We start from the raw sequence: 13,552 nt of genomic DNA, 5'->3' as shown, positions 1-13,552 counted from the left end.
GATTCCATGCGAACCGTCCTGGTCGTCCTCTTCGACGACGTGCAGAGCCTCGACGTCACGGGCCCCGTGGAGGTCTTCGCGGGCGCCGAGACCCTCCGGGGCGGCTCGTACCGCATCCACACCGCCTCCCTGGACGGCGCACCCGTGCGCACGACCAGCGGCCTGACCCTCGTCCCGGACCACGCCCTCGCCGACGCGCCCGCCGCGCACACCCTGCTCGTCCCGGGCGGCCTGGGCACCCGGCGCCCCGACCCCCGACTGACCGACTGGCTGCGCGCGCACGGGCCGCGCGCCGAGCGCCTGGTCTCCGTCTGCACCGGCGCCATCCCGCTCGCCGAGGCGGGCCTTCTGGACGGTCGCCGTGCGACGACCCACTGGGCGTACTGCGACGCACTCGCCCGCGACCACCCGGCCGTCGAGGTCGACCCCGACCCCATCTATGTGCGGGACGGACAGGTGTCCACCTCGGCCGGTGTCACCTCCGGCATCGACCTCGCCCTCGCGCTCGTGGAGGAGGACCTCGGCCGCGAGGCCGCCCTGACGGTCGCCCGCCACCTCGTCGTCTTCCTGCGCCGCCCGGGCAACCAGGCCCAGTTCAGCGCGCAGCTGGCCGCGCAGACGGCGCAGCGCGAACCGCTCCGCGAGGTACAGCAATGGATCACCGAGCACCCCGGCGGCGACCTGTCCGTCGAGTCGCTCGCCGCCCGCGCCCGGCTCTCGTCCCGGCACTTCGCCCGCGCCTTCCAGACCGAGACGGGCATGACCCCGGGCCGGTACGTCGACCAGGTGCGCCTCGAACACGCCCGGCGCCTCCTGGAGGACACGGCCGACGGCGTGGAGGAGATCTCCCGCGCCTGCGGCTACGGCACCCCCGAGGCGATGCGCCGCGCCTTCATGAAGGCGCTCGGCACGGCACCGGCGGAGTACCGGCGCCGCTTCCGCCCCGCCCCCACGCGTTGACCGGCCCTCACCTGACGCCCCTGCCCCACCCACCCGTGGAAAGGAACCCGATGCAGATCGCCATCGTCCTCTTCGACCGCTTCACCGCCCTGGACGCCGTGGGACCCTACGAGACCCTCGGCCGCCTGCCCGACGCGGAGACCGTCTTCGTCGCGGAGCACACCGGCCCCGTCCGCAACGACAGCGGCAATCTGGCTCTGACCGCGGACAAGACCCTGGCCGAGGTGCCGAATCCGGACATCGTCGTGGTCCCCGGCGGACCGGGCCAGACCCCGCAGATGGAGAACCGGGTCCTGCTGGACTGGCTGCGCGCCGCCGACGCCACGAGCACCTGGACGACCTCCGTGTGCACCGGCTCCCTGCTGCTGGCCGCCGCAGGGCTGCTCGAGGGCCGCCGGGCCACCTCGCACTGGCTGGCCCTGGACCACCTCAAGCGGTTCGGTGCCGAGCCGACCGGGGAGCGGGTCGTGTTCGACGGGAAGTACGTCACCGCGGCCGGCGTGTCGTCCGGTATCGACATGGGGCTCGGCCTGCTCGGACGGATCGCGGGCGACGAACACGCACAGGCCGTACAGCTGCTGACGGAATACGATCCGCAGCCGCCCTACGACGCCGGGTCACCCGAGAAGGCTCCCGCACATCTCGTGGAGGAGTTCCGGGCGAAGAGCCGCTTCATCATGGAGTAGTTGCGGAGGGCGACGGAGTGGTCGCGGTGGACGGCTGACTGGTCGCGGTGGACGCCGGCGTGGTCCAGGTGAAGCGCGGTGGCCGGCGCTCCAGGAACGCGGCGACGCCCTCCGCGGTGTCGTCGCTTCCGCGCGCCTGCTCGGCCCAGTACGCGTCCCGGTCGGTCCGCCCATTGGCGAATTCCTTGGCGGACGCCTGCGTCAGCAGCGACCGCGCGGCCAGGACACGGGTGAACTCGCCGACCCGCTTGCCGAGTTCGCCCTCGGGCAGTACCTCGTCCACCAGCCCCGTGCGCAGCGCCCGTTCGGCGTCGATCAGCTCGCCCGAGAACAACAGGTACTTGGCCGTCGCCGGACCCACCAGCGACACCAGCCGCCGGGTGGCCGAGGCCGCGTAGACGATCCCCAGCTTCGCCGGCGTCACTCCGAACCCCGCCCCCTCCTCCGCGAAGCGCAAGTCGCAGGCCGCCGCGAGCTGGGACCCGCCGCCGACGCAGTACCCGCGGATCGCCGCGAGCGTCGGCTTGGGAAACGCGGCGAGCGCCTCCTCGGCGCGCACGGCGAGCCCCTGCGCCTCGTCCGAGGAGCCCCGCAGCGTCGAGATGTCGGCCCCCGCGCAGAAGGTGCCGCCCTCGCCGGTGAGGACGAGTACACGGACGTCCGGGTCGGCGGCGAGCCCGTCGAGCAGGGGTGGCAGCGCTCTCCACATGGCGGCCGTCATGGCGTTGCGCTTGGCCGGGTGGTGGATGACGACGGTGGCGACCCCGTCGCCAACGCTGTGCAGCAGCTGCGGCTCCATACGCCGGATGCTATCCGCAACCCTCGAACGTACGATCAAGAAGGGGCCGGGCGCGAGGAGGCGCTGATGGCCGGAACGAAGGACAGGGCGTCGACCGCCGCGACCTCGAAACTGAACCGCGACTTCAGCTGGACCGCCGCGTTCGGAGTGATCCTGGTGATCGCGGGGCTCGTCGGGCTCGTCTACACCGGCGTCGCCACCCTGACCTCGATGATCCTGTTCGGCTGGCTGCTGCTGATCGGCGGCGCGGTCGGACTGTTCCACGCGATCCAGGCCCGTGGCACCAACTTCTTCTGGCTCGGGGTGGTGGTCGCGGCCCTGAACATCGCGGCCGGTGTGGTGGTGATCCGCCGCCCGGACGCCGCGGCCGAGGCGCTCACCATGTTCGCCGCCCTGCTGTTCCTCACCGGTGGGGTGTTCCGCCTGGTCGGCAGCCTCGTGGTGCGGGGTCCGCAGTTCGGCTGGACCCTCCTGCAGGGCGTCTTAGGCCTGCTCCTCGGCATCCTGGTGCTGGACAACTGGCCGAGCAGCAGCAAGTACGTGATCGGCTGCTTCTTCTCGCTCGCGCTGCTCTTCGACGGGCTGGGCCTGATCGCCACCGGCTTCGGCGGGCGGCGCATCGTGCATCTGGTCTCGGGGCGCGGCCGTTGACGGACGAATCGGGCGAGCCCGGCGCCCAACCCGTACAACCCGAATAGTTCTCGAAGCAGACACCACACAGGCAGGAGTGGTCGCACGGCCGACTGTGACATGCGTCAACGGTCAGAAGCCGTCGATAATCGCCGACTTCCGTTCAGCGATGCGGTCCGGACCAGCGCGTTACCAACACTCGACGTGTGGTGACAATCGAGCGCAAGGGTGGCGACCGGACGATGGAGAACCACGGGCGGGGGTTCGACTCCCGCTCTGAAGGCGCCGGGGACGTGTCTCCCGATCGGAGACCGCCGGGTCCGCTGCCGTACGAGGGGGTGTGGCGGTTCACCGCTCCCGCCATCGACGCCTCGGTTCCGCAGGCGCGACACGCTGTTCGTGACCTGCTCTTCCGTCAGCAAGTGCCCGTCTCGGACGACCTCGCCCACGGGCTTTTGCTGATCGTCTCCGAACTGGTCACGAACGCCGTACGGCACGCGGCACTGCTGTCCCCGATGCTCGCCGTCGAGGTGGCCGTCGGCGCCGAGTGGGTGCGGGTCTCGGTGGAGGACAACCACCCCTATCGCCCGACCGCCCTGGAGGCCGACCACGGTCAGACCGGCGGCCGTGGGCTGCTGCTGGTGCGGGAGGTCGCCAGGGAGTCGGGCGGGGTGTGCGACGTCGAGCACACGGCGAGTGGCGGCAAGGTGATCTGGGCAGCCCTGCCGCTCACTGCGAGCATCCTCTAGAGCCCTCGGGAGAACCTTACGAGGACGGGGCCGTCACCAGCCGGCGGACGGACCCGTCAGCTCCCTGATCGCCGGACGGGCCGCGTCCAGGACCGTCATGAACCACGCCGAGAAGGGGTCCTTCGCGTGCCGCTCCATGAGCTCGGCGGCGGTCACGAACGCGGTGTCCCCGACCTCCTCCGGATCGGGGTGCAGCGACGCCTGCACCATACCGACGAAGAGGTGGTTGTACTCCTGTTCCACCAGGCCCGACTCCGGGTCCGGGTGGTTGTAGCGGACCGTGCCCGCCTCCGCGAGCAGGGAGGGCGAGACACCGAGCTCCTCGTACGTCCGCCGGGCCGCCGCCGCGAAGGGCGCCTCGGCGGGGTAGGGGTGACCGCAGCAGGTGTTGGACCAGACACCGGGGGAGTGGTACTTGCCCAGGGCGCGCTGCTGGAGCAGCAGCCGACCGTGCTCGTCGAAGAGGAACACGGAGAAGGCCCGGTGCAGCTGTCCGGGTGGCTGATGGGCGGCGAGCTTCTCCGCCGTGCCGATCGTGTTGCCGTCCTCGTCGACCAACTCGAGCAAGATCGCTTCAACGGTGCCGTTCGACGAACTGTGCGTCGCGGTGGCAGGTGTGATCGGCATACCCATCCTTCGCATCGGTCTTCGAGCCCCAAGTCTGCCGTACGAATCCGGCACTCCCGGCACTTCGCGGCTCCCCGCATGTCCCGCTCCGGGAGCCCGGAGCGGGACACGCGGCCGACGTGTGTCAGTCACCGAAAGCGGCCGGACACTTGATCGTGCCCGGTGCCACGGACGGGGAATCGTCCAGGACAGGGGCCATCAGGTGTTCGCCCGGCCCGTTGGCCCCGATGTCCGGCCGGCCCGTCGGACCCGGGCCGGATGCCGTAGTGCGCGGCGGGTTCACCGCGGTGCGCGGCGCACCCGTCGTACGGCGACGGACGCAGGCGTCGCCGCGGGTCGCGGGCGGGCGGGACGGGTCAGGCGCCCATGGCGACCGGACGCAGGACATAGCCCACGTAGCCGTACTCCCTCCCGTGCTCGCGGCGCATGGCGATCTCCGCGCGGGCGCCCGCCACCGCCTCGGCCATACCGGGCCGGGTGACATCGGCCACGTCGGCGTGAATGGCGAGCGCGTCGTAGTACTCGTCCCAGTCGGACTCCGGCTGGAGGTACTCACCCAGTACGGAGTACCCGGCGTCGCGCGCGACGCGGGTGTCCTCGTCGGTCGAGCGCAACGAATCGTCCCGCCAGAACGCGCGGGCCTGGTCGGACGGCGTGTCGGTGGTCCACACACAGTGGGTGAGGACCAGCGTGCCGCCGGGGGCGAGCAGTCGGCGCCAATCGCGCAGGGCGGTGTCGAAACCGATGAGATAGGCCGAACCCTCGGCCCAGATCAGGTCGAACGAGCCGTCGGGGTGGGCGAGCTCACCCATGTCCCCGTGGACGATGTCGATCGACGCGGCAAGACCCCGGGCCTCGGCGGCCGTCCGCAGCTCGTCGAGGAACGGTTCGTGCAGATCGACGGCCGTCACCTCGGCCGCGGCCTCGGCGGCCAGGAGCAGCGCCGAGCGGCCGGGGCCGCAGCCCAGGTCGAGCGCGCGGGGACGGGCGGGCAGCGGGCCCGCCAGGGAGAGCAGGTGACGGGTGGTGGCGTCGGAGCCGGGGCTCTGCCGGGGCAGTCGGTGGCGCAGGGTGAAGAAGGCCTCGTGGAGGGCGCTGTGGTCGGACGAGTCGTGATGCTCTGACAACGTGGGAAACCTTTGGATGCGGGGGCCCGGGCCGCCGCGCACGCCGCTCGGCGTGGGTCAGCCGTGGACCCGGAGGACGGGGACGCACCTGTCGCCGCGTACAGCGGCACCGAACGCGACAGTCATCAACCCACCTCTTCCTCGTGTCTTCGGTCACGCTAGCAGCGGAGGTGTCGGCCACGCCCGCGAATTAAGAGCCTGCCGGGTCGGGAGCTTCCCGGCGGATTCGCTCAGTGGCAGAGCTTCGCCTCGTGCTCCGCGTGCCCGCTCGGTTCCAGCTGGAAGGTGCAGTGCTCCACGTCGAAGTGGTGGCCCAGGCAGCCCTGGAGCTCGTGGAGCATCTTCTCGTGGCCGATGGCGTTCAGGACGTCGGAGCTGACGACGACATGGGCGGAGAGGACCGGCATGCCCGAGGTGATGGTCCAGGCGTGCAGGTCATGGACGTCCTCGACGCCGGGCAGGGCCACGATGTGGGCGCGCACCTCCGCCATGTCGACGTTCTTGGGCGCCGCCTCCAGGAGCACGTCGAGCGTCTCGTGGAGCAGCTTCCAGGTGCGCGGGACGATCATGACGCTGATGAGGATCGAGGCGATCGGGTCGGCCGCCTGCCAACCTGTGCTCATGATCACCACGGCGGAGATGATCACCGCCACCGAGCCCAGCGCGTCCGCCACCACTTCCAGGAAGGCGCCGCGCACGTTGAGGCTGTCCTTCTGGCCGCGCAGCAGCAGGGTGAGGGAGATCGTGTTGGCGACCAGACCGATCAGACCGAAGACGATGGTCAGACCGCCCTCGGTGTCCGTGGGCGTCACGAAGCGGTGGATCGCCTCGTACAGGACGTAGCCGCCGACGCCGAGCAGCAACAGACAGTTGGCGAGGGCGGCGAGGATCTCGGCCCGCGCGTAGCCGAAGGTGCGGTTGTCGCTGGGCGGGCGGTTGGCGAAGTGGATCGCGAGCAGCGCCATGCCGAGCCCCACCGCGTCCGTCGCCATGTGCGCCGCGTCCGCGACGAGCGCGAGCGAATCCGCCATGAGGCCGCCGACGATCTCGACCACCATCACCGTGAGCGTGATCGACAGCGCGACCCGCAGTCTCCCGCGGTACGCGGCTGCCGCCGTACCGCTGGTGGGCGCGCCGTGGGCGTGCCCGTGATCGTGTCCAGCCCCCATGGAAGCCGCCTCCTGTGCGCTGCGCGGGATCACAGTGAACTACGGGTGGGGGGTATCGGGCAACGCCGCACTGAACATCGTTGTCATATGCTCTGACCTGCGGAAACGATCCGCAGGTCAGAGCATGGTCAAGATCGTCAACCCTGTGTCCGGGGGTGATGCAGCAGCCACCCCTGCCACGCCGAGTCCACCATCTCCCGCACCCCGCGCCGTGCGCTCCAGTCGAGTTCCCGCGCGGCCAGCCCGGCCGAGGCGACCGCGCGCGGCGCGTCCCCCGGGCGGCGCGGCTCCACGACCGGCCGCCGGGTGTCCCCGCTGACCTCCCCGATCAGCGTGAGCAGTTCGTGTACCGAAACCCCTTCCTCGCGGCCGATGTTCACCGTGAGGTCGCCCGTCGCACCGCCGGCCAGCCGCCGGGCCGCCGCGAGGTGTGCCTCGGCGAGGTCGGCGACGTGGATGTAGTCACGGACGCAGGTGCCGTCCGGTGTCGGATAGTCGTCACCGAAGATCCGCGGGGCCTCGTCGCGGGTGAGGCGGTCGAAGACCATCGGGATCACGTTGAACACACCGGTGTCGGCCAGCTCGGGTGTGGCCGCGCCCGCCACGTTGAAGTAGCGCAGGCACACGGTCGCGATGCCGTGCGCCCGGCCCGCCGCGCGGACCAGCCACTCCCCGGCGAGCTTCGTCTCGCCATACGGGCTCATCGGTGCACAAGGAGTGTCCTCCGTGATGAGGTCCACATCCGGGTTGCCGTAGACGGCCGCGGACGAGGAGAAGAGGAAGCGCTTGACGCCCGCCCCGGCGACCGCCTCCAGCAGCGTCGCGAGTCCGCCCACGTTCTCCTGGTAGTAGCGCGTCGGCTCGGCCACGGACTCGCCGACCTGCTTGCGCGCGGCGAGATGCACCACACCCGTCACCGCGTGCTCGGCGAGGACGCGCTTGAGCAGATCCCCGTCCAGTGACGAGCCCTGCACCAGCGGGATGCTCTCCGGAAGCCGGTTCGCGACCCCGGCCGAGAGGTCGTCGAGGGCGACGACGCGCTCCCCGGCCTCCGCCATCGCCCGCGCCACGTGTGCCCCGATGTATCCGGCCCCGCCTGTGATCAGCCATGTCATGGACGACCACCCTATGCCGGTGCGCCGCCGGCGGCGCCGGTGCCGGCTCCCGATCCGACCGTCCTGCCCCACTACGGGAGGGTGCGTAGGGTGTCGTGATCAATGGCGCGAATAGTGCGTTCTGTACGTGCGGGTTTGTGGCACGGCCCTCGGATCACCGATGATGATCGCGGCGGAGGCGGTACGCAGATGTGGTTGATCGCGCAGTGAACGGGCGGTGAACGCCCGCTTCTCATCATCCGATAGCCTCTGCCGACATGCCGCCCAGCGGCCTGAGCCCTCCGCGGGCCCGGGGCCGGGGCCTTCCCACCACGTACATGCCCGGCGCGAGGCCGCGCCGGCACTCAGGGAGTGAGTTCGCTGTCGACCGCCATCCTCACCGGCCAGCCGGTCCCCGGATCGTCGCTCGAGAGCGATCTGCGGTCGCTCGGCTTCGACGTGCGGCTCGCCGACGAAGCCGGTGACGCCGAGACGCTGCTGGCCGCCGTACCGGCGGACCAGCGGGTCGCCGTCGTCGACGCCCGCTTCGTGGGGCACCTGCACGCACTGCGCCTCGGCCTCACGGACCCACGGTTCGCGGCCTCCGCGCTGCCCGGCGCCGTATCGGTGCAGCCCGAGGCGCGCCGGGCGCTGACCCGGGCCGTGGCCCGTGAGAGCTCCGCCCCCGGCGGTCTCGCCGTCGCCACCGACAACCTCGCCGAGCGCCTCACGACGGCCCTCGACGCGGACGGCGTCGCCGTGTTCCGCCCCGAGCTCGGCACCCTCGTCGCAGCGGTTCCCGCCGACCCGCAGGAGCGCAACGAGGTCCGGCAGGCCGTCTCCGCCGTGGACGACGAGGCCGTACGCCTGCGCAGCGCCGTGAAGGCCCGCGACGGCTTCTTCACCACGTACTGCATCAGCCCGTACTCGCGCTACATCGCCCGCTGGTGCGCCCGCCGCGGCCTGACCCCGAACCAGGTCACCACCGCCTCGCTGATCACCGCGCTGATCGCCGCGGGCTGCGCCGCCACCGGCACCCGCGCCGGATTCGTCGCGGCCGGGCTGCTGCTCCTGTTCTCCTTCGTCCTGGACTGCACCGACGGGCAGCTCGCCCGCTACTCGCTGCAGTACTCGACGCTCGGCGCCTGGCTGGACGCGACCTTCGACCGCGCCAAGGAGTACGCCTACTACGCGGGCCTCGCCCTCGGAGCGGCCCGCGGCGGCGACGACGTATGGGCCCTCGCGCTCGGCGCGATGATCCTGCAGACCTGCCGGCACGTCGTGGACTTCTCCTTCAACGAGGCGAACCACGACGCCACCGCCAACACCAGCCCCACCGCCGCCCTCTCGGACAAGCTCGACAGCGTCGGCTGGACGGTCTGGGTGCGCCGGATGATAGTCCTGCCCATCGGCGAACGATGGGCGATGATCGCCGTCCTCACGGCGCTGACGACCCCCCGCATCACCTTCTACGCGCTGCTCGTCGGTTGCGCGTTCGCCGCGACGTACACCACGGCGGGCCGCGTACTGCGCTCGCTCACCCGCAAGGCCCGGCGCACGGACCGGGCGGCGCAGGCGCTGGCGGACCTCGCGGACAATGGCCCGCTCGCCTCGCTCGTGGCGCGTGCCACACGTGTCCGCCTCGGCGCCCCGCTGCTGGTGGCCCTGGGCGGTACGGCCGTCCTCGCCGTCTCCCTCTTCTCCGGGGTGACCTGGGCGCCCGTCGCCGGTGCCGTCGTCTACACCGTCACCTCCGGGCAGGCGCTGTACCGGCCCCTCAAGGGCGCCCTCGACTGGCTGGTCCCGCCGCTGTTCCGCGCCGCCGAATACCTCACCGTTCTGGTACTGGCGGCCAAAGCCGATGTGAACGGAGCACTTCCCGCGGCCTTCGGCCTGGTGGCGGCCGTCGCCTACCATCACTACGACACGGTGTACCGCATCCGCGGCAACGCCGGAGCTCCCCCGCACTGGCTGGTGCGGGCGATCGGCGGGCACGAAGGCAGGACGCTGTTGGTCACCGTCCTGGCCGCACTGCTCACCGCCGCACAGTTCAAGGTCGCGCTCACGGCGCTCGCCGTGGCCGTGGCGCTGCTGGTGCTCGTCGAGAGCATCCGCTTCTGGGTGTCCTCCGGGGCCCCCGCCGTACACGATGAAGGAGAACCCGCATGATCGGCCTCGTGCTGGCGGCCGGCGCCGGACGGCGTCTGCGTCCCTACACCGACAGCCTCCCCAAGGCTCTCGTGCCGGTGGGCCCCGCGGGCATAGAGGACAGCATCACGGTCCTGGACCTGACGCTCGGCAACTTCGCCGAGATCGGTCTGACCGAGGTCGGGATCATCGTCGGCTACCGCAAGGAAGCCGTGTACGACCGCAAGGACGCCCTGGAGGCCAAGTACGGCCTCAAGATCACCCTCATCGACAACGACAAGGCCGAGGAGTGGAACAACGCCTACTCCCTGTGGTGCGGGCGTGACGCCCTCAAGGACGGTGTCATCCTCGCCAACGGCGACACCGTGCACCCCGTCTCCGTCGAGAAGACGCTGCTGGCCGCGCGCGGCGACGGCAAGAGGATCATCCTCGCCCTCGACACGGTGAAGAAGCTCGCCGACGAGGAGATGAAGGTCGTCGTGCACCCCGACAAGGGTGTCCAGAAGATCACCAAGCTGATGGAGCCCGCCGAGGCGACCGGCGAGTACATCGGTGTCACCCTCATCGAGGGTGACGCCGCCGCCGACCTGGCCGACGCCCTGAAGACGGTGTGGGAGACGGACCCGCAGCAGTTCTACGAGCACGGCTACCAGGAGCTCGTCAACCGCGGCTTCAAGATCGACGTGGCGCCGATCGGTGAGGTCAAGTGGGTCGAGATCGACAACCACGACGACCTCGCCAAGGGACGGGAGATCGCGTGCCAGTACTGACGAGGCTCATTCCCTCGCCGGTCGTCGTCGACATCCGCCCGGGTGCCCTGGACGACCTGGCGAGCGTGCTCTCCGACGAGCGGATCTCGCACTCCGGGAAGCTGGCCGTCGCCGTGAGCAACGGCTCCGGCGCGAGACTGCGCGAGCGGATCGCCCCGGCCCTGCCCGGCGCCACCTGGTACGAGGTCGGCGGCGGCACCCTCGACGACGCGATCCAGCTGGCCGGTGCCATAAAGGCGGGCCACTACGACGCGGTCGTGGGCCTGGGCGGCGGCAAGATCATCGACTGCGCCAAGTTCGCCGCGGCGCGGGTCGGGCTTCCGCTGGTCGCCGTGCCGACCAACCTCGCGCACGACGGCCTGTGCTCGCCCGTCGCGACCCTCGACAACGACGCGGGCCGCGGCTCCTACGGCGTGCCGAACCCGATCGCGGTCGTCATCGACCTCGATGTGATCCGTGAGGCACCGGCGCGCTTCGTGCGAGCCGGCATCGGCGACGCGATCTCCAACATCAACTCGATCGCGGACTGGGAACTCTCCAACCGCGTCAACGGCGAAAAGATCGACGGCCTCGCCTCCGCGATGGCCCGCCAGGCCGGCGAGGCGGTGCTCCGGCACCCGGGCGGCATCGGGGACAACGACTTCCTCCAGGTGCTGGCCGAGGCGCTGGTCCTCACGGGCATCGCGATGTCGATCTCGGGCGACTCACGGCCCGCCTCGGGCTCCTGCCACGAGATCAACCACGCCTTCGACCTCCTCTTCCCCAAGCGCGCGGCGAGCCACGGTGAGCAGTGCGGCCTGGGCGCGGCCTTCGCGATGTACCTGCGGGGGGCGCACGAGGAGTCGGCGTACACGGCCGAGGTGCTGCGCCGGCACGGGCTGCCGGTACTGCCCGAGGAGATCGGGTTCACCGTGGACGAGTTCGTGCAGGTCGTGGAGTTCGCTCCGCAGACCCGGCCGGGCCGTTACACGATCCTCGAACACCTCGACCTGAAACCCAACCAGATCAAGGACATCTACTCCGACTATGCCAAGGCCATCAGTAGCTGAACTCCGCCCCGTCGTTCATCCCGCAGGGGTGAAGGACCGGCGCAGCGGTGAGCATTGGGCGGGACGCCTCTACATGCGAGAGATCTCGCTGCGCTGCGACCGCTACCTGGTGAACACCAGGATCACGCCCAACCAGCTCACGTACCTGATGACTGTCTTCGGCGTGCTCGCTGCCCCGGCCCTGCTGGTGCCGGGGATCCCGGGCGCCGTGCTCGGCGTGATCATGGTCCAGCTCTATCTGCTGCTCGACTGCGTCGACGGCGAGATAGCGCGCTGGAAGAAGCAGTTCTCGCTCGGCGGGGTCTACCTGGACCGGGTCGGTGCCTATCTGACGGACGCCGCGGTGCTCGTCGGCTTCGGCCTGCGTGCCGCCGATCCGTGGGGTTCCGGGCGGATCGACTGGCTCTGGGCCTTCCTCGGCACCCTGGCGGCCCTCGGCGCGATCCTGATCAAGGCCGAGACCGACCTCGTCGGCGTCGCCCGTCACCAGGGCGGGCTGCCTCCGGTCAAGGAGTCGGCGTCCGAGCCGCGCTCGTCGGGCATGGCGCTGGCCCGCAAGGCCGCCGCGGCGCTGAAGTTCCACCGGCTGGTGCTCGGCATCGAGGCGTCCCTGCTGATCCTGGTGCTGGCGATCGTGGACTCGGTGCGCGGAGACCTGTTCTTCACCCGCCTCGGCGTCGCGGTCCTGGCCGGCATCGCGCTCCTGCAGACCGTGCTGCACCTCGTGTCCATCCTCGTCTCCAGCAGGCTGAAGTGAGTACGGCGATGAAGGTCGGCGCGGTCATCATCACCATGGGCAACCGCCCCGACGAACTCCGAGCCCTGCTGGACTCCGTCGCCAAGCAGGACGGCGACCGGGTCGAGGTGGTCGTGGTCGGCAACGGCTCGCCCGTCCCGGACGTCCCCGACGGCATACGCACCGTCGAGCTGCCCGAGAACCTCGGCATTCCCGGCGGCCGCAACGTCGGCATCGAGGCCTTCGGCCCCGGCGGCACGGACGTCGACATCCTGCTCTTCCTCGACGACGACGGCCTCCTCGCCACCCACGACACCGCCGAGCTGTGCCGCCGGGCCTTCACCTCCGACCCCGATCTCGGCATCATCAGCTTCCGGATCGCGGACCCCGAGACCAAGGAGACCCAGCGCCGCCACGTACCGCGGCTGCGCGCCTCCGACCCGATGCGCTCCTCGCGCGTGACCACCTTCCTCGGCGGCGCCAACGCGGTCCGTACGAAGGTCTTCGCCGAGGTCGGCGGACTTCCGGACGAGTTCTTCTACGCCCACGAGGAAACCGACCTGGCATGGCGGGCCCTCGACTCGGGCTGGATGATCGACTACCGGTCCGACATGGTGCTGTACCACCCCACGACCGCCCCTTCGCGGCACGCGGTCTACCACCGCATGGTGGCCCGCAACCGCGTCTGGCTCGCGCGCCGAAACCTTCCCGCGCCGCTCGTCCCCGTGTACCTCGGCGTCTGGATGCTCCTCACCTTGGCCCGCCGTCCCTCGGGACCTGCCCTGAAGGCGTGGTTCGGCGGTTTCAAGGAGGGCTGGACCAGTCCCTGCGGCCCTCGGCGCCCCATGAGGTGGCGTACGGTGTGGCGGCTTACCCGCCTCGGCCGTCCTCCCGTCATCTGACAAGCTCCCACGCCATCTGACAAGCTCGGTACCGGGAGCACGTTCGCCGTACCGCGATCCGTGCCCCCAGCCTCTGCCCGACCAGGCCGTGCGCATCATGAAGACG

Annotated in this window: 13 protein-coding genes and 1 pseudogene; 9 read left to right on the top strand and 5 right to left on the bottom strand. The window is 70.8% G+C overall.

The genetic code is table 11. The features are described from left to right. The first annotated feature begins 6 nt into the window (after nt 1-6). Both OG568_RS10000 and OG568_RS09995 read left to right on the top strand, forming a co-directional pair. Nucleotides 7-960: a GlxA family transcriptional regulator gene (locus tag OG568_RS10000; protein ID WP_266588355.1), complete on the top strand. Its 954-nt coding sequence runs from the start codon at nt 7-9 to the stop codon at nt 958-960. A gap of 50 nt (nt 961-1,010) precedes the next feature. Next, entirely contained in the window at nt 1,011-1,646 is a 636-nt protein-coding gene (locus OG568_RS09995; RefSeq protein WP_329531165.1) for a DJ-1/PfpI family protein, read from the top strand. On the opposite strand, the gene OG568_RS09990 is transcribed toward OG568_RS09995, so the two are convergent. Next, complete coding sequence (locus OG568_RS09990) at nt 1,636-2,445, bottom strand: enoyl-CoA hydratase/isomerase family protein (protein ID WP_329531164.1); 810 nt, start codon at nt 2,443-2,445, stop codon at nt 1,636-1,638. The two genes, OG568_RS09995 and OG568_RS09990, sit on opposite strands and share 11 nt — an antisense overlap. Nucleotides 2,446-2,511: 66 nt before the next feature. Between OG568_RS09990 and OG568_RS09985 the strand changes: the two genes are divergently transcribed. Continuing rightward, the gene (locus tag OG568_RS09985; protein WP_329531163.1) at nt 2,512-3,096 is read left to right on the top strand and encodes an HdeD family acid-resistance protein; all 585 of its coding nucleotides are present in this window, start codon (nt 2,512-2,514) and stop codon (nt 3,094-3,096) included. A gap of 221 nt (nt 3,097-3,317) precedes the next feature. Further along, nucleotides 3,318-3,824, top strand: a complete 507-nt coding sequence (locus tag OG568_RS09980; protein WP_329536320.1) for an ATP-binding protein — start codon at nt 3,318-3,320, stop codon at nt 3,822-3,824. Between the two features lie 33 nt (nt 3,825-3,857). On the opposite strand, the gene idi is transcribed toward OG568_RS09980, so the two are convergent. From idi to galE, 4 genes and pseudogenes are all read right to left on the bottom strand, one after another. After that, nucleotides 3,858-4,451, bottom strand: coding sequence for an isopentenyl-diphosphate Delta-isomerase (gene idi / locus OG568_RS09975; RefSeq protein WP_266427509.1), 594 nt, complete (start codon nt 4,449-4,451; stop codon nt 3,858-3,860). Between the two features lie 374 nt (nt 4,452-4,825). Beyond that, a pseudogene (locus tag OG568_RS09970) lies at nt 4,826-5,578 on the bottom strand (class I SAM-dependent methyltransferase); the annotation flags it as partial. A 230-nt stretch (nt 5,579-5,808) separates the two neighbouring features. After that, nucleotides 5,809-6,747: a cation diffusion facilitator family transporter gene (locus OG568_RS09965; RefSeq protein WP_266654417.1), complete on the bottom strand. Its 939-nt coding sequence runs from the start codon at nt 6,745-6,747 to the stop codon at nt 5,809-5,811. Nucleotides 6,748-6,884: 137 nt separating this feature from the next. Continuing rightward, nucleotides 6,885-7,862 carry a UDP-glucose 4-epimerase GalE gene (galE, locus tag OG568_RS09960; RefSeq protein WP_329531162.1) on the bottom strand — a complete coding sequence of 326 codons (978 nt, stop codon included), beginning with the start codon at nt 7,860-7,862 and terminating at the stop codon, nt 6,885-6,887. A gap of 360 nt (nt 7,863-8,222) precedes the next feature. Here galE and OG568_RS09955 point away from each other — a divergent pair, with 360 nt between their 5' ends. The 5 genes from OG568_RS09955 to OG568_RS09935 are packed head-to-tail and all read left to right on the top strand — an operon-like array spanning nt 8,223 to nt 13,446. Continuing rightward, a complete protein-coding gene (locus OG568_RS09955) occupies nt 8,223-10,010 on the top strand; it encodes a DUF5941 domain-containing protein (RefSeq protein ID WP_329536319.1) in 1,788 nt (595 codons plus the stop codon). After that, nucleotides 10,007-10,759: a phosphocholine cytidylyltransferase family protein gene (locus tag OG568_RS09950; RefSeq protein WP_266427502.1), complete on the top strand. Its 753-nt coding sequence runs from the start codon at nt 10,007-10,009 to the stop codon at nt 10,757-10,759. The genes OG568_RS09955 and OG568_RS09950 overlap by 4 nt, the downstream gene beginning before the upstream one ends. Further along, nucleotides 10,747-11,808, top strand: a complete 1,062-nt coding sequence (locus OG568_RS09945; RefSeq protein ID WP_329531161.1) for an iron-containing alcohol dehydrogenase family protein — start codon at nt 10,747-10,749, stop codon at nt 11,806-11,808. The genes OG568_RS09950 and OG568_RS09945 overlap by 13 nt, the downstream gene beginning before the upstream one ends. Next, nucleotides 11,786-12,565, top strand: a complete 780-nt coding sequence (locus OG568_RS09940; protein WP_329531160.1) for a CDP-alcohol phosphatidyltransferase family protein — start codon at nt 11,786-11,788, stop codon at nt 12,563-12,565. Before OG568_RS09945 ends, OG568_RS09940 begins: the two co-directional genes overlap by 23 nt. After that, on the top strand, nt 12,562-13,446 hold the full coding sequence (locus OG568_RS09935) for a glycosyltransferase family 2 protein (protein WP_266427494.1): 885 nt from the start codon (nt 12,562-12,564) through the stop codon (nt 13,444-13,446). Before OG568_RS09940 ends, OG568_RS09935 begins: the two co-directional genes overlap by 4 nt. The last annotated feature ends 106 nt before the right edge of the window (nt 13,447-13,552 follow it).

The sequence above is a fragment of the Streptomyces sp. NBC_01450 genome, from assembly GCF_036227505.1.
Classification (GTDB): domain Bacteria; phylum Actinomycetota; class Actinomycetes; order Streptomycetales; family Streptomycetaceae; genus Streptomyces.
Note: the sequence above shows the minus strand (reverse complement) of the source record. Positions and strands in the feature narration are given on the sequence as shown.

Bases quoted from the DNA above. Each gene is read 5' to 3' on its own strand.
- OG568_RS09985 (WP_329531163.1), top strand. From the start codon at position 2,512: ATGGCCGGAACGAAGGACAGGGCGTCGACCGCCGCGACCTCGAAACTG.
- OG568_RS09965 (WP_266654417.1), bottom strand. From the start codon at position 6,747: ATGGGGGCTGGACACGATCACGGGCACGCCCACGGCGCGCCCACCAGC.
- galE (WP_329531162.1), bottom strand. From the start codon at position 7,862: ATGACATGGCTGATCACAGGCGGGGCCGGATACATCGGGGCACACGTG.
- OG568_RS09940 (WP_329531160.1), top strand. From the start codon at position 11,786: ATGCCAAGGCCATCAGTAGCTGAACTCCGCCCCGTCGTTCATCCCGCA.
- OG568_RS09995 (WP_329531165.1), top strand. From the start codon at position 1,011: ATGCAGATCGCCATCGTCCTCTTCGACCGCTTCACCGCCCTGGACGCC.
- idi (WP_266427509.1), bottom strand. From the start codon at position 4,451: ATGCCGATCACACCTGCCACCGCGACGCACAGTTCGTCGAACGGCACC.
- OG568_RS10000 (WP_266588355.1), top strand. From the start codon at position 7: ATGCGAACCGTCCTGGTCGTCCTCTTCGACGACGTGCAGAGCCTCGAC.
- OG568_RS09990 (WP_329531164.1), bottom strand. From the start codon at position 2,445: ATGGAGCCGCAGCTGCTGCACAGCGTTGGCGACGGGGTCGCCACCGTC.
- OG568_RS09980 (WP_329536320.1), top strand. From the start codon at position 3,318: ATGGAGAACCACGGGCGGGGGTTCGACTCCCGCTCTGAAGGCGCCGGG.
- OG568_RS09950 (WP_266427502.1), top strand. From the start codon at position 10,007: ATGATCGGCCTCGTGCTGGCGGCCGGCGCCGGACGGCGTCTGCGTCCC.